Consider the following 20,984-nt stretch of genomic DNA (forward strand, 5'->3'; position numbering starts at 1 on the left):
TTCGGACGGGCCGCACGGCCTGGTGCGATGCCACCACACGATATGCGCTCGCTGTGGGGGACTTCCGACGGAACGGCAACTGTTCGGTCACAGCGGGGATCTTGAGGCGACCCGTAACCGCGAAGACGGTCCGCGGTTGGTAGCGGTGGGGGGTCCGCTGTCCGCGCCCGGCCCCTGAACTGCGGGAGGACGGTGGGCCGTGGCCGTGACCGAGTCGGTGCCCGAGGGCATTCTGAGGCGTCAGTCGGCGCGTGAGTCGGCGGCGCGCACCTACGCGCGCGTTCTGCCGATCGTTCCGGTGCGGGCCCGCGGGATGACCATCGAGGGCGCGGACGGCCGCCGTTACCTCGACTGCCTCTCCGGCGCCGGCGCTCTCGCCCTCGGGCACAACCATCCGGTCGTGCTGCAGGCCGTCCGCACCGTGCTCGACTCGGGCGCGCCCCTGCAGGTCCTCGACCTCGCGACTCCCGTCAAGGACGCCTTCGTCACCGAGCTGTTCCGCACCCTGCCGCCCGGTCTGGCCGGCCACGCGCGCGTGCAGTTCTGCGGACCGGCCGGCACGGACGCCGTGGAGGCCGCGCTCAAACTCGTCCGGGCCGCCACCGGACGCACGGGCATGCTGGCGTTCACCGGCGCCTACCACGGCATGACCGCCGGATCACTGGAGGTCTCCTCAGGCGCGGGCGACGTCCGGGCGACGCGGCTGCCCTACCCGAACGACTACCGCTGCCCGTTCGGCGTCGGCGGCGGACACGGCGCCGAACTCGCCGCCCGCTGGACCGAGTCCGTGCTCGACGATCCCAAGTCGGGGGTGCGATCCCCCGCCGGGATGATCCTCGAACCCGTACAAGGGGAGGGCGGCGTCATCCCCGCGCCGGACGCCTGGCTGCGTCGGATGCGGCAGATCACCGCGGACCGCTCCATCCCGCTGATCGCCGACGAGGTCCAGACGGGCGTCGGGCGGACCGGCGCCTTCTGGGCGGTGCAGCACAGCGGGGTCACCCCGGACGTGATGGTCCTGTCCAAGGCGATCGGCGGCGGCCTGCCGCTCGCCGTCGTCGTCTACCGGGAGGACCTCGACGTCTGGCCGCCGGGCACCCACGCGGGCACCTTCCGCGGCAACCAGCTCGCCATGGCCGCCGGCACGGCCACCCTCGCCTTCGTCCGCGAGAACGGCCTCGCGGAACGCGCCGCGGCCGTGGGCGCCCGCCTGCTGGGCAGTCTCCGCAGCCTCGCCGAGGAGTTCCCGTGCATGGGAGACGTCCGGGGGCGCGGGCTGATGATCGGGGTCGAGATGGTGGACCCGGAGGGGGAGCGACCCGGGCACACGGGGAACGCCGAGGCGCACAGGACCGACTGGACCGTAGGGGGCGACAGGGTTGACGGCATTGACGGGGTTGACGGCGTTGACGGGACTCACCTGACCCGTGGCGCCTGCCAACCCCACGAGTGCGAGGAGATCCATGAGGCCGACGGGATCCCTGGGGGCCGCGGTGCGCGTGGCCCCCTCCCCGCCGCCCCGGAGCTGGCCCTCGCCCTCCAGCGGGAGTGCCTGCGGCGCGGCCTGATCGTCGAACTCGGAGGGCGCCATGCCGGCGTCGTACGACTGCTCCCGCCGTTGACCGTCACCGACGAGCAGGCCAGCGCTGTGCTGGACCGGCTGGCGGACGCGATGGCCGCGGTGGCCGCGGGCGCCGCCCGCGGCACGGGCCGGGCGCGCCGGCCCTCCGAGCAGGTTCCGCCTCAGGGCGGCCGTGCCGAGCGGACGGGATGACACCGCCGGGCAGCACCGCACTCCGCATTCCATGAGGACCGACCGAGGACCGACCGTGACCAGTTCCCCGCAGCCCACCGACGCCGACTCCGCGCCCCCCGCGCGCCCACCCGTGGCCCCGCTCGAGCGGCCGTCCGCCTCCCCCGTCCCCTCTTCCGCGTCCACCGGCCCCGCCCCCTCCGCAGGGTCCTCCGATCCCGTCGCGCGCCCCCTGCCGACGCCGCGCGGGGAGGTGGCGTGTCCGCCCGTCGAACCGCCGAGCCCCGTCACCGACGACCTCCTGGACCATCCCGACCCGCAGACCGCCGCCCAGGCCGCGGGCGTGGAGGGCCTGCTGCGCTGCTGGGTCCGCGAGACCGGCCTGCACGCCCCCGGCGACGGCGTCCTGCGCGTGCCGTTGCCCGCGAGCGGGGCCGCTCTGCTCGTCCCGGTCCGTTACTGGTCCCCGACGGGCTGGCACCGCTTCGGCCTGCCCCGCCTGGCCGGCGCCCCCGAACCGGCCCCGCCCGCTGACGCCGTCACGGTCGCCGCCCTTCTGGCCCGTGAGACGCCCGCGCGCGGCGCGGACGGTGCCGGCGGTGTGCGCGGTGCCGGTGCGGCCGAGGACGCCGGCGGTACGGCCGGGGTGACCGGCGAGAGCGTGGACCTCGTGGCGCGCGTCGCCGATTCCGTCCGCCGTACGGCCGTGTTCATCACCGAGCGCGGCGAGCATCCCGCCGACGGCGCCGATCTGTTCCTGGCCGCCGAGCAGGCGCTGCTGCTGGGGCACCCGCTGCACCCGACCCCCAAGAGCCGGGAAGGACTCTCGGACGACGAGGCGCGGCGGTACTCGCCGGAATCGCGCGGATCCTTCCCGCTCCACTGGCTCGGCGTCGCTCCCTCCGCCCTCGCCACGGACTCCGCCTGGACCGAGGGCGGCCGTCCCGTCCCCGCCGGCCGGCTGACGGCGCGGCTGGCGGGCGCGGGGCTGTCGCTGCCCGACGGTTTCGCCGCCCTGCCCGTGCATCCCTGGCAACTGGGCGAGATGCGCCGGCGCCCCGAGGCCGAGGCGCTGTTCGACGCCGGTCTCCTGCGGGATCTGGGCACGCACGGCCCGCCGTGGCAGCCCACCTCCTCCGTGCGCACCGTGTACCGGCCCGGCGCCCCGGCCATGCTGAAGCTGTCGCTGGCCGTGCGCATCACCAACTCGCGCCGTGAGAACCTCCGCAAGGAACTGCACCGGGGTGTGGAGGTGCACCGACTGCTGCGGTCCGGCCTGGCCGAGCAGTGGCACGCGGCGCACCCCGGCTTCGACATCGTCCGCGATCCGGCCTGGCTGGCCGTCGACGGCCCGGACGGCCGCCCGCTCACCGGGCTCGACGTGATGATCCGCCACAATCCCTTCAGCCCGGCGGACGACGTCCGCTGCCTCGCCGGCCTCGTCGCGCCCCGGCCGCACGCGCGCGATGCGTCCCCCGCGACGCACGCGCGCGATGCGGGCCGCCGCACGTCCGGGACGCCCTGCGACCCCGCGGACGGCGGTCCCGTCCGGCGCTCGCGGCTGGCCGTGATCGTGTCCCGTCTCGCCGGGCGCACCGGCAGACCGCCGGGGGCGGTGGCGGCGGAGTGGTTCCTGCGCTACCTCAAGCACGTCGTCCGGCCCGTGCTCTGGCTCGACGGCGTCGCCGGGATCGCCCTGGAGGCGCACCAGCAGAACACGCTCGTCCTGCTGGACCCGGACGGCTGGCCCAAGGGCGGCCGCTACCGCGACAACCAGGGCTACTACTTCCGCCAGTCGCGCCGCAGCGACCTCGACGCCCGGCTCCCCGGGATCGGCGGGCGCAGCGACACCTTCGTCTCCGACGACGTCACCGACGAGCGCTTCTGCTACTACCTGGGCATCAACAACGTACTGGGACTCATCGGCGCGTTCGGCTCCCAAGGGCTCGCCGACGAACGTCTGCTGCTCGCGGCCTTCCGGCGCTTCCTCGCCGACGCCGACCGCCCCTCCGCCGACGCCGAGGCCCGCCGGGTCCCGGGTGCCCGGCGGGCGGCCGCCCGCAGTTCCCTGCCCGCCCGGCTGCTCGACTCACCCGTCCTGCGCTGCAAGGCCAACCTGCTCACCCGGCTGCACGGGCTCGACGAACTCGTCGGCCCGGTGGACACCCAGTCCGTCTACGTCACCGTCGCCAACCCACTGCTGTCCTGAACCGTCCGAGAGGAGACCGCCGTGCGTGGTGCCGGAACGGACGCCGGACCCGGTGTGCGCCCTGCCGTCGCCGTCGGCGACCGGGGAGAGGTCGTCACGCGCGTGGGCGCGTTCCGGCTCGTCCCCGTGCGGATCGAGCGGGACCTCCCGCTCATCGTCCGGTGGATGAACGACCCGGCCGTCGCGGCGTTCTGGGACCTGGCGGGACCGGCCTCCGTGACCGAGCGGCACCTGCGTCAACAGTGCGCCTCCGGCGGTCACAGCGTTCCGTGCCTGGGCGTGCTGGAGGGGAGGCCCATGAGCTACTGGGAGATCTACCGGGCGGACCTCGACCCACTGGCCCGGCACTACCCGGCCAGGCCCCACGACATCGGGGTCCACCTCCTCATCGGCGGTGCGGCCGACCGCGGGAGGGGGCTCGGCGGGCCGCTGCTCGAAGCCGTCGCCGAACTCGTCCTCGACGGATCGCCCGCGTGCGACCGCGTCGTCGCCGAACCCGACCTGCGCAACGTCCCCTCCGTCGCCGCCTTCCTGAGCGCCGGCTTCCGGTTCTCGGCGGAGCTGGATCTGCCCGCCAAGCGGGCGGCCCTGATGATCCGAGAACGTCACACATCCGATCGTCGATGAAACCCCGTGGGTGGCCATCGGTCCGATCCGGTCACTTTCCCGCCCCGGAGCCGTCACCTTCTGCCACTGCCCGCCCGTCTGCCCCTCCGCCACCAGGAAATCCACGGTCTTGATCCCCTCCCCGCCGCCCGCCTCGGGCATCCGATTGTCAGTGCCGCGCCGTAGGGTGGTCGCGCTATGACGAAGCCCTCACTCCCCGAACTCCTGCACGCCGCCGTCGCCGCCGTCGGCGGCACGGAGCGCACCGGCCAGGTGACCATGGCCGAAGCCGTCGCCGAGGCGATCGACGACGGCTCACACCTGCTGGTCCAGGCCGGCACCGGCACCGGCAAGTCCCTCGGCTACCTCGTGCCCGCGCTCGCCCACGGGGAGCGCGTGGTGGTGGCCACGGCCACGCTGGCCCTCCAGCGCCAGCTCGTCGAGCGGGACCTGCCGCGCACGGTCGAGGCGCTGCACCCGCTGCTGCGCCGGCGGCCGGAGTTCGCCATGCTCAAGGGCCGGTCGAACTACCTGTGCCTGCACCGCCTCCACGAGGGCGTCCCGCAGGACGAGGAGGAAGGCCTCTTCGACCAGTTCGAGGCGGCCGCGCCCACCAGCAAGCTCGGCCAGGACCTGCTGCGCCTGCGGGACTGGTCCGACGAGACCGAGTCGGGGGACCGCGACGACCTCACTCCGGGTGTGTCCGACCGGGCCTGGGCCCAGGTGTCGGTGTCCTCCCGCGAGTGCCTCGGCGCCACGAAATGCGCCTACGGAGCCGAGTGCTTCGCCGAGATGGCCCGCGAGCGCGCCAAGCTGGCCGACGTCGTCGTCACCAACCACGCGCTGCTGGCCATCGACGCCATCGAGGGGGCCCCCGTCCTGCCGCAGCACGAGGTGCTGATCGTCGACGAGGCGCATGAGCTGGTCTCCCGCGTCACCGGCGTCGCCACCGGGGAGCTGACCCCGGGCCAGGTCAACCGGGCCGTGCGCCGGGCCGCCAAACTCGTCAACGAGAAGGCGGCCGACCAGCTGCAGACCGCCGCGGAGGGCTTCGAGCGGCTCATGGAGCTGGCCCTTCCGGGCCGCCTGGAGGAGATCCCGGAGGACCTCGGCTACGCCCTGATGGCGCTGCGTGACGCCGCGCGGACGGTGATCTCCGCGATCGGCGCCACCCGTGACAAGTCCGTCCAGGACGAGGACGCGGTGCGCAAGCAGGCGCTGGCCTCCGTCGAGTCCGTGCACGACGTGGCGGAGCGCATCTGCAACGGCTCCGAGTGGGACGTCGTCTGGTACGAGCGCCACGACCGCTTCGGGGCCTCCCTGCGCGTCGCGCCCATGTCCGTCTCGGGCCTGCTGCGGGAGAAGCTGTTCACGGACCGGTCCGTGACGCTGGCCTCGGCCACGCTGAAGCTGGGCGGGGACTTCAACGGGGTGGGCGCGTCGATGGGTCTCGCGCCGGAGGGCACGGAGGGCGACGACGTCCCCCAGTGGAAGGGCATCGACGTCGGCTCCCCCTTCGACTACCGCAAGCAGGGCATCCTGTACGTGGCCAAACACCTCGCGCGGCCCGCGCGCGACGGCGACCGCGCCGACATGCTCGACGAACTGACCGAGCTGATCCAGGCAGCGGGCGGGCGCACGCTCGGTCTCTTCTCCTCCATGCGTGCGGCGCAGCTCGCCGCCGAGGAACTGCGCACCCGGCTCCCCGAGTTCCCGATCCTGCTCCAGGGCGAGGAGACCCTCGGCGAACTGATCAAGAACTTCTCGGCGGACCCGCAGACCTGCCTGTTCGGCACTCTGTCGCTCTGGCAGGGCGTCGACGTGCCCGGCACGAGCTGTCAGCTGGTCGTCATGGACAAGATCCCGTTCCCGCGCCCGGACGACCCCTTGATGAGCGCCCGCCAGAAGGCCGTGGAGGAAGCCGGAGGCAACGGTTTCATGGCCGTCGCCGCGACCCATGCGGCGCTGCTCATGGCCCAGGGCGCCGGCCGTCTGGTCCGGGCGTCGGGGGACCGAGGGGTGGTGGCAGTCCTGGACCAGCGACTGGCGACGGCACGGTACGGGAGCTATCTGAAGGCCTCCCTGCCCGACTTCTGGTACACCACGGACCGCAACCAGGTCCGCAGGTCCCTCGCCGCGATCGACGCGAAGGCGAAGCAGTCGGAGTCCGACCTCGCGGCGCGGTCCGAGACACCGACGAAGGCGGAGACCGAGGAGGCGGCCGGGACGGAGGAGAACGCCGAGACCCGGACGGAGGCGTAGGCGCAGGGCACCCGCCTCCTCAGGCGGCGGGGCCCATCTGCCTGAGGAGGCGGGCGGCCCCGCTCGGGGGAGGGGCGGGGCGCGTCGGCGCAGCGCAGGGCCCCGGAACCGGCGCAGGGATCCCGGGGCCCAGTCAGAGGGGCCGGGCGGGTGCGTGCCCGCCCGTCGCGAGGCTCAGACGCGGCGCAGTACGGCCACCACCTTGCCGAGGATGGTCGCGTCGTCGCCCGGGATCGGCTCGTAGGCGGAGTTGTGCGGCAGCAGCCACACATGGCCGTCCTCGCGCTTGAAGCGCTTGACGGTGGCCTCTCCGTCGAGCATCGCGGCCACGATGTCGCCGTTCTCGGCGACGGGCTGCCGGCGGACGGTGACCCAGTCGCCGTCACAGATCGCGGCCTCGATCATCGAGTCGCCGACGACCTTGAGGACGAACAGTTCGCCGTCGCCCACGAGCTGCCTCGGGAGCGGGAACACGTCCTCCACCGACTCCTCGGCGAGGATGGGCCCGCCGGCGGCGATCCGGCCCACCAGGGGGACATAGGACGCGGCCGGCTTCCCGGCGGTGTCGGTGGGCTGCACGGAGGCGGCCTGGTCGGAACCGCGCACCTCGTACGCGCGCGGGCGGTGCGGGTCGCGGCGCAGGAAGCCCTTGCGCTCCAGTGCCATCAGCTGGTGGGCGACCGAGGACGTGCTGGACAGGCCGACCGCCTGACCGATCTCCCTCATCGACGGGGGGTACCCGCGCCTCTGTACGGAGTCCCTGATGACCTCGATCACTCGGCGCTGGCGGTCGGTGAGCCCCGAGCTGTCGGCGCGGATGCCCGGAGGCCGGCCGGGCAACGAGCGCTTGTGCGCCTCGGGATTCACGGTTTCGTTCATCGCATGCACCGGCTCGAGTCGGCCCTGGGAGCGGTCCTGGGCAGTGATGGTGGCACTGTCTGCGGTGGTGGTCACGTCGGCCCCTCTCGGTTGTCTCCCTGCTGGACAACGGTAGTGGCTTTCGAAAGGTTGCGCCAAACACACGTTCGAGTGAAAAAACGTGGATAACCGGACTTGATCATGTGTCTGGGTGTATGGCTAACGCGGTCTCCGGCCAGGTGGAGGACCTCATCGTTGTACTCTTCACCGCCGGAGACGATGACCTTGTGAGGCGTGGCCCCAGTCTGCCATCCGGCCTCCCGTGGATCGAGGACCGGTACCGCTACTGCGCGAGAGTCCCACCGCTCCTCCTCGTGGCGCTCACGGTATCGCCGTGAGCGCCGTCGCGATACGCCCGTACGCGCGCGTGCCGGGGTGGATTCCGGGTGCTCGGCGTGACGGCCGGAACGCGTGCGGTGAGCGCGACGGGCGCGACACGCGATACGGCCTGGATGTATGCGCCAAGCCCCACATGTAGTGGTTGGATTGGCGCAGTGGCCCAGAAGTTGTGGTCCCCGGTGTCTTCGGATGCTGATGGATCCCCTATGCTTGGGGCTGCTTCGTGGGGCCCCTGAGGTCCGGCGAGGCCATTGAGTCTGCTGTGAGGAGGGTTGGAGTTCATGCACTGCCCCTTCTGCAGGCACCCCGACAGTCGTGTGGTCGACAGCCGTACGACGGACGACGGCACGTCGATCCGCAGGCGGCGTCAGTGCCCCGACTGCTCCCGGCGCTTCACGACCGTGGAGACGTGCTCGCTGATGGTGGTCAAGCGGTCCGGGGTCACCGAACCGTTCAGCCGCACCAAGGTGATCAACGGTGTACGCAAGGCGTGTCAGGGGCGGCCCGTCACCGAGGACGCCCTCGCCCAGCTCGGCCAGCGGGTCGAGGAGGCGGTCCGGGCCACCGGAAGCGCCGAGCTGACCACCCATGACGTGGGGTTGGCCATACTCGGTCCGCTGCAGGAGCTGGACCTCGTCGCCTATCTGCGGTTCGCCTCCGTCTACCGGGCGTTCGACTCGCTCGAGGACTTCGAGGCGGCGATCACGGAACTCAGGGACCAGACGGGACCCTCCGCCGCGGACGACGACGACCGCCCGGACGAGGCAGGGGATGTCGCGGGGAGCCGGAAGGACGACGGCGGGCGCGGAGGGACCGTGCAGGTCCCCGAGCCGGCCCGGGCCGCCGACTGACCGACGGGCCGCGCCCGGAGCCCCTCCGTGGCGGCAGGGCGGCGGCCGACGAAGACCTGTTGTGGGCGGCAGCGCGTGGGTGCCCACAGCACAAGACAGAACAACGTGTCACGGGAACAACGTGGCATTTCAGGGCGTTTTCGCCCGTAGAGGGAGGCGGCATGACAGAGACGGCGAGCGGTCCGGCACGAGGTTCCCGAGCCAAGGGCGCTAAGAACACCAAGGGCCTGCGCATCGAGCGCATCCACACGACCCCCGGAGTGCATCCTTACGACGAGGTTGCCTGGGCGCGTCGTGACGTCGTCATGACCAACTGGCGCGACGGCTCGGTCAACTTCGAGCAGCGTGGCGTCGAGTTCCCCGACTTCTGGTCGGTGAACGCGGTCAACATCGTCACCAGCAAGTACTTCCGCGGTGCCGTGGGCACCCCGCAGCGCGAGACCGGCCTCAGGCAGCTGATCGACCGCATCGTGAAGACCTACCGGAAGGCCGGCGAGGACAACAGCTACTTCGCCTCGCCCGCCGATGCCGAGATCTTCGAGCACGAGCTGGCCTACGCCCTCCTGCACCAGATCTTCAGCTTCAACAGCCCCGTCTGGTTCAACGTCGGGACCCCGCAGCCCCAGCAGGTCTCGGCCTGCTTCATCCTGGCCGTCGACGACTCCATGGAGTCGATCCTCGACTGGTACAAGGAAGAGGGCATGATCTTCAAGGGCGGCTCCGGCGCCGGCCTGAACCTCTCGCGGATCCGCTCCTCCAAGGAACTCCTCTCCTCCGGCGGCAACGCCTCCGGCCCGGTGTCCTTCATGCGTGGCGCCGACGCCTCCGCCGGCACCATCAAGTCCGGTGGCGCCACGCGTCGTGCGGCCAAGATGGTCGTCCTCGACGTGGACCACCCGGACATCGAGGACTTCATCGCCACCAAGGTGAAGGAGGAGGAGAAGATCCGCGCCCTGCGCGACGCGGGCTTCGACATGGACCTGGGCGGGGACGACATCACGTCCGTCCAGTACCAGAACGCCAACAACAGCGTCCGCGTGAACGACGAGTTCATGACGGCCGTCGAGAACGGCGCCGAGTTCGGCCTGCGCGCCCGCATGACCGGCGAGATCATCGAGAAGGTCGACGCCAAGGCGCTGTTCCGCAAGCTCGCCGAGGCCGCCTGGGCCTGCGCCGACCCCGGCATCCAGTACGACGGTGTGATCAACAACTGGCACACCTGCCCCGAGTCCGGCCGGATCACCGCGTCGAACCCGTGCAGCGAGTACATGCACCTGGACAACACGTCCTGCAACCTCGCCTCGCTGAACCTGATGAAGTTCCTCAAGGACGACGGCAAGGGCACCCAGTCCTTCGAAGCGGACCGCTTCCAGAAGGTCGTCGAGCTCGTCATCACCGCGATGGACATCTCCATCTGCTTCGCCGACTTCCCGACCCAGAAGATCGGCGAGAACACGCGCGCGTTCCGCCAGCTCGGCATCGGCTACGCCAACCTCGGCGCCCTGCTGATGGCCACCGGCCACGCCTACGACAGCGACGGCGGCCGCTCCCTCGCCGGCGCCATCACCTCCCTGATGACCGGCACGGCCTACCGCCGCTCCTCGGAACTGGCCGCGGTCGTCGGCCCGTACGACGGCTACGCCCGCAACGCCGACGCCCACAACCGCGTCATGAAGCAGCACTCCGACGCCAACGCGACGGCCGTGCGCATGGACGACCTGGACACACCGGTCTGGGCCGCCGCCACGGAGGCCTGGCAGGACGTGCTGCGCCTCGGTGAGAAGAACGGTTTCCGTAACGCCCAGGCGTCCGTGCTCGCCCCGACCGGCACCATCGGTCTGGCGATGTCCTGCGACACCACCGGCGTCGAGCCCGACCTCGCCCTGGTCAAGTTCAAGAAGCTGGTCGGCGGCGGCTCCATGCAGATCGTCAACGGCACCGTCCCGCAGGCCCTGCGCCGCCTGGGCTACCAGGAGGAGCAGATCGAGGCGATCGTCGCCCACATCGCCGAGAACGGCAACGTGATCGACGCCCCCGGTCTCGCGCACGAGCACTACGAGGTGTTCGACTGCGCCATGGGCGAGCGCGCCATCTCCCCGATGGGCCACGTCCGCATGATGGCCGCGATCCAGCCCTGGATCTCCGGAGCCATCTCCAAGACGGTCAACATGCCGGAGACGGCGACCGTCGAGGAGGTCGAGGAGATCTACTTCGAGGCCTGGAAGCTGGGCGTCAAGGCGCTCGCGATCTACCGCGACAACTGCAAGGTCGGCCAGCCCCTCTCCGCGAAGACCAAGGACAAGGAGAAGGCCGAGGTCACCGAGAAGGCCGAGGACACGATCCGCGCCGCGGTCGAGAAGGTCATCGAGTACCGCCCGGTCCGCAAGCGGCTGCCCAAGGGCCGTCCCGGCATCACGACCTCGTTCACGGTCGGCGGCGCCGAGGGCTACATGACCGCCAACTCCTACCCGGACGACGGTCTCGGCGAGGTCTTCCTGAAGATGTCCAAGCAGGGTTCGACCCTCGCCGGCATGATGGACGCCTTCTCCATCGCGGTCTCCGTCGGCCTCCAGTACGGCGTTCCGCTGGAGACGTACGTCTCGAAGTTCACCAACATGCGCTTCGAGCCGGCCGGCATGACGGACGACCCGGACGTGCGGATGGCGCAGTCGATCGTCGACTACATCTTCCGCCGCCTGGCGCTCGACTTCCTGCCCTTCGAGACCCGCTCCGCCCTCGGCATCCACTCCGCCGAGGAGCGTCAGCGCCACCTCGAGACCGGCTCCTACGAGCCGCACCTCGAGGAGGAGGACGTGGACGTGGAGGGCCTGGCCCAGTCCGCGCCCCGCCAGACGGATCTGAAGGCCGTCGCCGCGCCCAAGGCGGAGCCCGAGGCTGCCCGTCCGGTGCCCCAGCAGGCCCACACCAGCGCCGAACTGGTGGAGATGCAGCTGGGCATCCAGGCCGACGCCCCGCTGTGCTTCTCCTGCGGCACGAAGATGCAGCGCGCCGGCTCCTGCTACATCTGCGAGGGCTGCGGCTCCACCAGCGGCTGCAGCTAGGCCGTAACGGCCGGATCGGCGTGATCCGGCGAGGGCGGTGGAGCCGGTCTTCGGCTCCACCGCCCTCGGCGTTCCCGCCCGCCCGCGCCTTCGGGCGGGCCCGCGTGCCGACGCCCGTTCGCGCCCGGCGCGATCAGGACCGGTGCACCCGGCCCATGACGCGGGTGAACGTCGCCGGGTCGTCCTCGAAGCCCCGTATCCCGGGGTGGAACGACCAGCTGTCGGACGTCTCGCGCACGAACTCACCGACGGTCGCCGCGGTCGCGCCCAGGACGTCGCCGAACTCGCCCTCGTCCAGGACGGTGTAGCCCTCCCTTATGCGGAAGGCGGGGTTGTGGACCCCGACGAACGTCCGGGGCTGGGGGTTCTGCTGGATGACGACGCCCACGACCACGCGCGCGTACCGCGCGTCCAGACGGTCGAGCTCCAGCGTCATGACCTCGTCCCAGCCGAAGCCCTTGCCGTCCTTGCTGTCCCGGTTGAGATAGATCGTGCCGTCGGGCGAGCGGCTGTCGAAGTGCACCACATAGGCGGGGTCGCCGTGTGGATCGCTCTCCAGGTAGGTCGCCGCCACGACGTCCAGGTCGGTGGGCGCCTGCCCCGCCGGACTGGGATCCCACTTCAGCGCCATCTCGATCTTGCGGATGCCCTTGTTGAGGCCGCTCACCGGACTTCCCCTCCCCGATTCCCCGTTGCCGTCGTCCCCGAACGGGCCGTCCGCCAGGGCCGGTTGTCCATCCTGCCACGCGCGCGTGCACGGCCGTGGCAGAGCACTGTGCACGAGAGTGACCAACGCCACGCCCGCTGGCCTTACCATGGCGCGGTGCTGGTCAAGTGGATTCGCTGCACCGTGGTGGACCGCCGCGGTTTCGAACGGGGACAGCGAAAGTGGGCGGGGCTTCTGGGGGAGCCGGGATTTCGGGGACAGGGCGGGGGCTGGAGCAGGGCACGGCCCTCCGTCGCGCATGTCTTCACGTTCTGGGAGAGCCGCGCCTTCTACGACTCCTTCATGGCCCGCTCCCACGACCGGCTGGCGACGGCCCAGTCGGGCACCTTCAAGGATCCCCAGGTACGGCTGTTCGACTACCGCTTCGACGTGAAGACCGGCTTCGAGCCCCGCTTCACCGACTCCGACCTGGTGCGGGTCGCCCTCTGCCGGGTCCACGAGGAACGCGCCGAGCACTTCACGCTGATGCAGGAGAAGGTGTGGAACCCGGCCATGGCCGGCTCTCCCGGCATGATCCGCGGCCTGTTCGCCGAGGCGCCCGGCCCCGAGTTCCTGGTCCTGTCGATGTGGCGCTCGCAGGCCGAACACGGAAAATACCGGACCGAACGAGTGGAGCGGCTCGCCCTGCGCGCGCAGACGGAGGCCGACGTCTCCTCCATGACCGGCGACATCGTCGAACTGGAGTCGGCCTGGACGGTGTGAGGACACGGCCGTCCGACGTGCGCTGCCCGCGGCCTTCCGGGAGAGTGTTTGTGTGACCTACGCCGTATGGAGTGCCCACGGGTGCTCGATCGGCCGCCGACCGATCTAGGGTTTTGGCATGGCACGACCACGGCGCATCGTCCTTGTCCGGCACGGGGAGTCAACGGGCAATGTTGATGACACCGTCTACGAACGTGAACCCGACCACGCACTGGCCCTGACCGAGCGGGGCCGCAAGCAGGCCGAGGAGACGGGAAAGCACCTGCGGGAGGTCTTCGGCCGCGAGCGGGTCAGTGTGTACGTCTCCCCCTACCGGCGCACGCACGAGACCCTGCAGGCCTTCCACCTCCATCCCGAGCTGATACGGGTCCGCGAGGAGCCCCGGCTGCGTGAGCAGGACTGGGGGAACTGGCAGGACCGCGACGACGTCCAGTTGCAGAAGACCTACCGCGACGCCTACGGGCACTTCTTCTACCGCTTCGCGCAGGGCGAGAGCGGAGCGGACGTCTACGACCGGGTCGGCGGCTTCCTGGAGAGCCTGTTCCGCAGCTTCGAGGCCCCCGACCACCCGCCGAACGTCCTGCTGGTGACCCACGGCCTGGCCATGCGCCTGTTCTGCATGCGCTGGTTCCACTGGACGGTCGCCGAATTCGAATCCCTCGCGAATCCGGGGAACGCGGAGATGCGGATGCTCGTTCTGCAGGACGACGACCGGTACGCCCTCGACCGGCCCTTCGACCGCTGGCGGGAACCGGCGCCCTACGGGATCACCGGGGATAGAGTGGGTGAAAGATGATCGCTGACTCCTCTCCCGCCGGGCGCCTGGAGCGCGCCCTGGCCAGCCTGCGCGGCCTCGCCGTGGGCGACGCACTGGGCTCCCAGTTCTTCGTGCCGGTGAACTATCCGCTGTTGCAGCGCCGCGAGCTGCCGCCCGGCCCCTGGCAGTGGACCGACGACACCGAGATGGCCTGCTCGGTGGTGGCCGTCCTCGCCGCGCACCATCGCATCGACCAGGACGCGCTGGCCCGGTCCTTCGCCGAGCACCACGACTTCGACCGCGGCTACGGCCCCGCCGTCAACCGCCTGCTCAGACTGGTCAGAGAGGGCGACGACTGGCGGGAACTGTCGTCCGCCCTCTTCAACGGGCAGGGATCGTGGGGCAACGGCGCCGCCATGCGGATCGCCCCCCTCGGCGCCTGGTACGCGGACGACCCCGAGCAGGCGACCCACCAGGCGGAGATCTCCTCCTACCCCACGCATCAGCACCGGGAGGCCGTGGTGGGGGCCATGGCCGTAGCCGCGGCCGCCGCGCTGGCGGGCGCTCCGGGCGGATCTCCCTCCGCCGAGGCGCTGCTGGACGGCGTCATCGCCCTGGTTCCCAAAAGCGCCGTTCGCGCGGGACTGGGGCGCGCCCGGGACATGCTCGACTACGCGGACGCGGCCACCGTGGCGGCCGTCCTGGGCTGCGGCAGACGCACGTCGGCCCATGACACCGTGCCGTTCGCGCTGTGGTCGGCCGCACGGGCCCTGACCGACTACGAGACGGCCTTCTGGACGACCGCGCAGGTCGGCGGGGACGTGGACACCACGTGCGCCATCGTCGGCGGGGTGCTCGCCGCGGGCAAGGCCGGGGGGCCGCCCGTCGCGTGGACACGGCAGGTGGAGGACCTGCCGGAGTGGCTGTCCGCCTCCCGGTGAGGCGATGGCCGGGAGACTCGAAGGCCGGGAGACCCGAAGGCCGTGAGTTCACCGGCCGTTCGGAGCGACGGCCTTGGGGCGACGCCTCGTGCGCCGCGCGTGAGGACGGGTACTGCCGATGACGGCGGCCGTTCGCGGGTGACCGGGCGGCTGGGGCGGGCCCCACGGAGCGCGAGAGGCGCACGGGAGGAGCACGGCGCGCCCTGCGCGGACCACTTCACCACATCGGCGTGCGAACTCTGCGTATTCGACGGGAACTCTGTGTGACAGCCGGGCGTTGTTCGGACGATCGCTGTGCGACGAATGCCCGCACAGCGGCCGGGGAGCGGGTCGACCGGAAACGCAGGGGGTGGGATGTGCGATACGGGCTGCCGATGATCGTGTCGTGGACGTCGTGGACGTCGTGGACGTCGTGGACGTCGTGGACGTCGTGGACGCGGCGGGTGCCGGGGGTGTGGACGGGCTGGACGGGCCGACCGGGGAGCGGGGGACGCGTCTCCACCGTGGCCGGTGGCGACACTCCGGGGTCGACCCGTGAAGCCGTGCGGTCAGCCCACCACAGGGGCCGCCGTGCCGGACAGCGCCTCAAGGTCGCTCTTGCGGACCCGGATCACGAACCAGGCGGTCGCCAGAGCGAGGACGGCCATGCCGGCGGCCGGCACGAAGGCCGAGGAGATGCCGTGGGCGAGCACCTCGTGCCCCCAGGGCGCGGGCAGTTGATGCGTCCGGGCGAACTCGGCCTTCTGTTCCGGCGATCCCTCTGCGAGGAACTTCGGCAGTTGCTTCTCGCCCTCGTCCTTGGCTGCCGTGCCGAAGACCGTCGTGAGGATGGACAGACCGAGCGAACCGCCCACCTGCTGCATGGCGTTGAGCAGACCGGAGGCGGCGCCGGCCTCGTGCGGCGCGACCCCCGCCACCGCGGTGACCGTCGCCGTGACGAAGTTCAGTCCCATGCCGAAACCGAAAATCACCATCGGGCCGAGCACGCCGTTCACGTAGGAGCTGTCCGGGGTGATGAAGGCCTGCCAGGTGAGACCGGTCACGACGAGAGCGGTTCCGGCGACCATGAACGGCTTGGGGCCGAGGACCGGCAGGAACCGCTGCGACAGACCCGCGCCGACGGCGATGGCGACCGTGACCGGGAGGAACGCGAGGCCGGCCTTGATGGGGCTGTAGCCCAGCACGTTCTGCACGAAGAGCACGATGTAGAAGAACATGCCGAACATGGCCGCGGCGAGGCTCAGCATGATCACGTACGTGCCGGCGCGGTTGCGGTCGGTGAACATCCTGAGCGGGGTGATCGGCTCCTTGGCGCGCCGCTCGGTGAACACGAAGGCGACCAGCAGGACCGCCGCGGCCGCGAAGGCGCCGAGCGTCAGCTCGTCCCGCCAGCCTTCCTCCGCCGCCCTGATGAAGGCGTAGACCAAGGAGGCCATACCGGTCGTGGAGGTCAGCGCGCCGGCGATGTCGAAGCGCCCGGGGTGGCGTTCGGACTCGTTGATGTACATCGGGGCGAGCGTGGCGATGAGTATCCCGATGGGCACGTTGACGAACAGCACCCAGCGCCAGTCGAGCCACTGGGTGAGCATGCCGCCGGCGAGCAGTCCGATGGCGCCGCCGCCCGCGGACACCGCGGCGAACACGCCGAAGGCCCGGTTGCGCTCGGGGCCTTCGGGGAACGTCGTGGTGATGAGCGCCAGCGACGTGGGCGAGGCGATGGCGCCTCCCATGCCCTGCAGCGCCCGCGCGGCCAGCAACTGCCACGGCTCCTGGGCCAGTCCGCCGAGCAGCGAGGCGAAGGTGAAGAGCAGGATGCCGGCCATGAACACCCGGCGTCGGCCGAGGATGTCGCCGGCGCGGGCGCCGAGCAGCAGCAGGCCGCCGAAAGTGAGCGTGTAGGCGCTGACCACCCAGGTGAGGTCGGTGGTGCTGAACTTCAGCGCTCCTTGAATGTGCGGGAGCGCGATGTTCACAATCGTCGCGTCGAGTACCACCATGAGTTGGCAGGCTGCGATGACGGCGAGCGCGATGCCCGGGTGTCCCGCCCGCCGGGCGGTACCCGGTTTCTGGTCTTTGATCAACTGAGAGGTTGTCACTGTGAGTCCCCCACAAAAGCGTTAGTGAACGATGGCGTTCACTGGCCCGTCAAAGGTAGTGAGTTCCTCGTAGTGAACGCAAGCGTTCACTTATGGCGGTTTCCCCCGGCGAGCCCCCCGCCGTTGCCGCCCTGGGCCTCTCGCCGCTCCCTCCCCGTTCTTTCTGCTCGCTGGAGACACTCAGATGGTTACTTCGCGCTGGACGGCCGCCCCCGCTCAGGCGGCCTCCCCTCGCCGGCGCGGCGCCGTGCTCGAACGTGCGATTCTCGATGCCGCGCTGGAGCAGTTGGGCACGGTCGGCTGGAACGGCCTCACGATGGAGGGCGTCGCAGCCGGCGCCCAGACCGGCAAGGCCGCCGTCTACCGCCGCTGGTCCTCGAAGGAGGACCTCGTCGCCGAGGCCCTGCGGGCGGGGCTGCCGCGTCCGGACGGCGCACCGGACCGGGGGAGCGTGCGGGAGGACCTGCTGGCGCTGTGCCGTGACGCGCGCGACGCCATGTTCTCCCGCCCGGGCCTCGCGCTCCGCTCCGTGATTCACGAATGCGATCCGCATCAGGCGGAGCGCTTCCAGGTCCTGATCTTCGAAGGGGTCGTCGAACCGACGATCAGGCTCCTGCATGACGTCATCAGCAGGGGAATCCGGCGGGGTGAGGTCCGGTCCGACGCAGCGAACAGCTATGTCTTCGACGCCATGCCGGCCATGATGATGTACCGCTCGAAAATAAGCGCCTGCGAATGGGAAGATCGCGAACTCGAGGAGATGGTGGACCGGCTCATGCTCCCCCTGCTCCGGCCGGACGCACCCTGAGCGCGACGCCGACGCCCGTGCCGTGGCCCGTGAGGGACGTGGACCGACCGGGGTGTCGCGAGGGGATCGAGGCGGCGTAACCTAAGGACGCCATGCCGTACGAACCACCCACTCATACCGTCGAGCGCTCCCTTCGCGCCACGACCGGAGCCAAGGTCATCGCCGGCGTCGACGAGGTGGGCCGGGGTGCGTGGGCCGGGCCCGTGACCGTCTGCGCGGCCGTCACCGGACTCCGCCGACCGCCCGTCGGCCTCACCGACTCCAAGCTCCTCACCGTCAAGCGTCGCAACGAGCTGTCCGAGGAGCTGCTGAAGTGGGTGACGTCGTACGCCCTGGGGCACGCCTCGCCCGAGGAGATCGACGAACTCGGCATGACGGCCGCGCTGCGGCTCGCCGCCGGACGTGCCCTGGAAGCGCTCCCGGTCCGCCCGGACGCGGTGATCCTCGACGGCAAGCACGACTACCTCGGCACCCCCTGGCGGGTCCGCACGGTGATCAAGGGTGATCAGTCGTGCGTGGCCGTCGCGGCGGCCTCGGTGATCGCCAAGGTCCGGCGCGACAAAATGATGGCCGAACTGGGTGCCGAGCATGCAGACTTCGGCTTTGCGGACAACGCCGGGTACCCGTCACCCGTGCACAAGGCCGCACTGGAGGAGCGGGGGCCCACCCCGTACCACCGATTGTCGTGGGCGTATCTTGATGCGCTGCCCCAGTGGCGGCACCTCAAGAAGGCCCGCAGCTGGGCGATCGGAAGCGCTCCGGAGGTCGAAGGTCAACTCGGCTTCGACTTCTGACCGTTCCGTTCGCACTGATGTGCCACCCGCTGGCGCGTGCCGCACCAACGTTTGATAGACAACAGCTCATGCCTCTCATTCCCGAGGAGCCTCAGATTCACGAGAGTGCCCAGGGTCCCCGCGCCACTCCGGCCAGCGGCCGCACCGCGCCGACCCCTCGACCCGTACCCGGACCCCGTCCCGCGGCTCCGTCGCGTCCCGGTCGTCCCGGACCCCTCCGGCCCACGCCGCCGGCGCAACGCGCGCCGCGTGACACGGCCGCCAAGCCCGGGCCCACGGCCTCGGCCGCTCCCGCCGCCGCGCCCGCACCGGCGGCGGCTCAGGTCCAGCTGATCCCGGCCTCGGCCGAGGGCGCGCTGGACGCCGCCGAGGAGGCCGTGGACCTCCTCCTGGACTCCGGGCGCGCTCCCGGTGACGTGCTGGTGATCACGACCGGCGAACGTCACCCGTGGGCCGCCCACGAGCTGTCCTTCGGCGAGGCGCCCTACTGGGCGCAGCACGACGCCGGGGACGACGTCTTCTACGCCGATGCCGCCGCGGTGGCCCGAGCGGGCGTGCGCCCGGTCGTCGTCGTCGCCGTCAACGGCGGACCCGACACCGTGGCAGCCACCGTCCTGCCGCTGGCCCTGGCGCGCGCCTCGGCGCTGCTGATCGTCTGCGGCGACCCGCAGCAGATCAAAGGGGTGCTGGGCGCGGGCGTCTGAGCCCCTCCCGGCAGGCCACGAGGTACAGAGCTCCTGAAGAGGCGTCGCAGATGCGCGGCGCCTCTTCGGCGCGTCCCTCCGGTCGACCTTGACTGCCCCCTGTGACTGTCGACGAGGGCTGTTGCCCGCGGGCTTGCTGAGCCGATGTCCCGCCTTCGCATCGACAGGGTGAACGTCGACGCCACCGTCCACGACTGGCAGTACGTCCACGATCTCGTCATCCCCACGCACCACCGATCGCTCGACGAGGTGCGCGAACGGTGCCGGCGCCATGTTTTCGAGGTCGCCCGTCTCGGCGAGACCCTGATCGGATGTACGACGGTCCGTCCGCCCACCGGCGAGACGCCCGTGGCGACCGTCATCGCCCGAGTCCTCCCCGGCCACCGTGGCCGGCAATTCGGTGCGGAACTCTATGAGCGTGGTCTCGCCGGGCGAGGCAGCTCGACGCCGCGGTCATCGAGACGGTGGTACCGGCATCCAACACGGACGGCCTCCGCTTCGCGCGGAAGCGCGGCAGCGCGGCTTCGTGGAGATCGACGAGTATCTGTTGCCGGGCGAGACGATTCCCGGGATCGATCTCCGCCTGAGGGACGAGGACGAGGTCCCGCATGGAATCAGGCGTCCGGTTTCGGGGCGTGCGCTTCGGGCTGGGCGCCCGTCCCGTGCGCGGACCGCTCGCCCGACGTGCCATGCGCTCAACGGTCCCAAGCGCCGAACGTGCCACGCGTCTAACCCTCCGAGGCCCCAACCGTCCGACGTGCCCGGTCGGTTGGGGTGAGGCGACGGCCGAGTCCTCGGTTGCCGGGCGCTCGTCGGTCAGCCGGTCACCGGGCGGCCGCGCGACGCATCACCTCGGAGGCGGAGCCGCCGGTCCGCGGGAGCGGCGGCGGAGCCTCGGACAGGGCGAAGGGCTCCGGAACCGAATCCGCGTTGGGCCGCCGTCCGCCGCGTCCCTCGCCGAGGACCTGCCAGCCGTCCCGGGTCAGCGTGATGTACGCCCCGCAGCGCAGACCGTGCAGCGTGCAGGCGTCCCGAAGGCCCCACATCCACGCCCCGTCCTCCTCCGTCCAGCGCGCGTCGCCGTCACGGCAGTAGAGCAGCACGGCCGTACGCACCGGGGTACGCAGGCGAAGGTCGTGAGGTATGACCCGGCGTAGCTGGGCGAGCAGGGCGTTGCGGAACACCCAGCCGTCACTCGAGGCCTGGCGTCGGGTGAACGAAGCGCTGGCCCGCACCCGCTCCTCCGGGTCGAGGACCGCCACGATCGCCGTGGTCGGCCGCGGCCGATGTCGCGAGTGCAGTCCGCTGACGACTTCCCGCGGGTTGCGCAGCAGGGGTATCCCGGCCGCGGCCCACTCGGCAGGCTCGAGCAAGCGGCTGGCGGAGGTGGCGGACGTGGACGTCGACAACGATGCCGCCGAGGACGGAGCGAATCCGAAGGTCACGATCCTCCCT

17 protein-coding genes and 1 pseudogene are annotated in these 20,984 nt (G+C 71.2%); 14 read left to right on the forward strand and 4 right to left on the reverse strand.

The features are described from left to right. Window positions 1–199: 199 nt before the first annotated feature. From OG802_RS26550 to OG802_RS26565, 4 genes are all read left to right on the forward strand, one after another. Complete coding sequence (locus OG802_RS26550) at window positions 200–1,774, forward strand: diaminobutyrate--2-oxoglutarate transaminase family protein (RefSeq protein WP_329414331.1); 1,575 nt, start codon at window positions 200–202, stop codon at window positions 1,772–1,774. Between the two features lie 31 nt (window positions 1,775–1,805). Continuing rightward, window positions 1,806–3,962, forward strand: a complete 2,157-nt coding sequence (locus tag OG802_RS26555; RefSeq protein ID WP_443055352.1) for an IucA/IucC family protein — start codon at window positions 1,806–1,808, stop codon at window positions 3,960–3,962. A gap of 21 nt (window positions 3,963–3,983) precedes the next feature. After that, window positions 3,984–4,589, forward strand: coding sequence for a GNAT family N-acetyltransferase (locus OG802_RS26560; RefSeq protein ID WP_443055353.1), 606 nt, complete (start codon window positions 3,984–3,986; stop codon window positions 4,587–4,589). Between the two features lie 177 nt (window positions 4,590–4,766). After that, window positions 4,767–6,830 carry an ATP-dependent DNA helicase gene (locus tag OG802_RS26565; protein ID WP_329414332.1) on the forward strand — a complete coding sequence of 688 codons (2,064 nt, stop codon included), beginning with the start codon at window positions 4,767–4,769 and terminating at the stop codon, window positions 6,828–6,830. Window positions 6,831–7,004: 174 nt separating this feature from the next. On the opposite strand, the gene lexA is transcribed toward OG802_RS26565, so the two are convergent. Beyond that, window positions 7,005–7,784: a transcriptional repressor LexA gene (gene lexA, locus OG802_RS26570; protein ID WP_329414333.1), complete on the reverse strand. Its 780-nt coding sequence runs from the start codon at window positions 7,782–7,784 to the stop codon at window positions 7,005–7,007. Between the two features lie 584 nt (window positions 7,785–8,368). On the opposite strand from lexA, the gene nrdR reads away from it, so the two are divergent. Both nrdR and OG802_RS26580 read left to right on the forward strand, forming a co-directional pair. Then, on the forward strand, window positions 8,369–8,938 hold the full coding sequence (gene nrdR, locus OG802_RS26575) for a transcriptional regulator NrdR (RefSeq protein ID WP_329414334.1): 570 nt from the start codon (window positions 8,369–8,371) through the stop codon (window positions 8,936–8,938). 161 nt (window positions 8,939–9,099) lie between these two features. Next, complete coding sequence (locus OG802_RS26580; RefSeq protein ID WP_329414336.1) at window positions 9,100–12,000, forward strand: vitamin B12-dependent ribonucleotide reductase; 2,901 nt, start codon at window positions 9,100–9,102, stop codon at window positions 11,998–12,000. Window positions 12,001–12,133: 133 nt separating this feature from the next. Here OG802_RS26580 and OG802_RS26585 read toward each other — a convergent pair whose 3' ends face one another. Then, window positions 12,134–12,667, reverse strand: a complete 534-nt coding sequence (locus OG802_RS26585) for a TerD family protein (protein ID WP_329414338.1) — start codon at window positions 12,665–12,667, stop codon at window positions 12,134–12,136. 156 nt (window positions 12,668–12,823) lie between these two features. Between OG802_RS26585 and OG802_RS26590 the strand changes: the two genes are divergently transcribed. The 4 genes from OG802_RS26590 to OG802_RS26605 all read left to right on the forward strand — a co-directional run bounded on the left by OG802_RS26590 (window position 12,824) and on the right by OG802_RS26605 (window position 15,665). Further along, on the forward strand, window positions 12,824–13,429 hold the full coding sequence (locus tag OG802_RS26590; RefSeq protein WP_329414339.1) for a YdbC family protein: 606 nt from the start codon (window positions 12,824–12,826) through the stop codon (window positions 13,427–13,429). A 118-nt stretch (window positions 13,430–13,547) separates the two neighbouring features. Beyond that, window positions 13,548–14,225: a histidine phosphatase family protein gene (locus tag OG802_RS26595; protein ID WP_329414344.1), complete on the forward strand. Its 678-nt coding sequence runs from the start codon at window positions 13,548–13,550 to the stop codon at window positions 14,223–14,225. Continuing rightward, window positions 14,222–15,127 carry an ADP-ribosylglycohydrolase family protein gene (locus OG802_RS26600; protein ID WP_329414345.1) on the forward strand — a complete coding sequence of 302 codons (906 nt, stop codon included), beginning with the start codon at window positions 14,222–14,224 and terminating at the stop codon, window positions 15,125–15,127. The genes OG802_RS26595 and OG802_RS26600 overlap by 4 nt, the downstream gene beginning before the upstream one ends. Before the next feature lie 385 nt (window positions 15,128–15,512). Next, window positions 15,513–15,665 (forward strand): hypothetical protein, encoded by a 153-nt coding sequence (locus OG802_RS26605; protein WP_329414347.1) that lies wholly within the window; start codon window positions 15,513–15,515, stop codon window positions 15,663–15,665. A 10-nt stretch (window positions 15,666–15,675) separates the two neighbouring features. Here the strand turns inward: OG802_RS26605 and OG802_RS26610 are convergent, their stop codons facing one another. Continuing rightward, window positions 15,676–17,223, reverse strand: coding sequence for an MFS transporter (locus OG802_RS26610; protein ID WP_329414350.1), 1,548 nt, complete (start codon window positions 17,221–17,223; stop codon window positions 15,676–15,678). A 184-nt stretch (window positions 17,224–17,407) separates the two neighbouring features. Here OG802_RS26610 and OG802_RS26615 point away from each other — a divergent pair, with 184 nt between their 5' ends. The 4 genes and pseudogenes from OG802_RS26615 to OG802_RS35995 all read left to right on the forward strand — a co-directional run. After that, window positions 17,408–18,031 carry a TetR/AcrR family transcriptional regulator gene (locus OG802_RS26615; RefSeq protein WP_329414352.1) on the forward strand — a complete coding sequence of 208 codons (624 nt, stop codon included), beginning with the start codon at window positions 17,408–17,410 and terminating at the stop codon, window positions 18,029–18,031. Between the two features lie 92 nt (window positions 18,032–18,123). Next, window positions 18,124–18,825, forward strand: a complete 702-nt coding sequence (locus tag OG802_RS26620; protein ID WP_329414355.1) for a ribonuclease HII — start codon at window positions 18,124–18,126, stop codon at window positions 18,823–18,825. 68 nt (window positions 18,826–18,893) lie between these two features. Then, window positions 18,894–19,529: a hypothetical protein gene (locus OG802_RS26625; protein WP_329414357.1), complete on the forward strand. Its 636-nt coding sequence runs from the start codon at window positions 18,894–18,896 to the stop codon at window positions 19,527–19,529. Window positions 19,530–19,673: 144 nt separating this feature from the next. Beyond that, window positions 19,674–20,115, forward strand: a pseudogene (locus OG802_RS35995) (GNAT family N-acetyltransferase); the annotation flags it as partial. 238 nt (window positions 20,116–20,353) lie between these two features. Here the strand turns inward: OG802_RS35995 and OG802_RS26630 are convergent. Next, a complete protein-coding gene (locus OG802_RS26630; RefSeq protein WP_329414358.1) occupies window positions 20,354–20,974 on the reverse strand; it encodes a hypothetical protein in 621 nt (206 codons plus the stop codon). Between the last annotated feature and the right edge of the window lie 10 nt (window positions 20,975–20,984).

The sequence above is a fragment of the Streptomyces sp. NBC_00704 genome (assembly GCF_036226605.1).
In the GTDB taxonomy this organism is placed as follows: Bacteria; Actinomycetota; Actinomycetes; order Streptomycetales; family Streptomycetaceae; genus Streptomyces.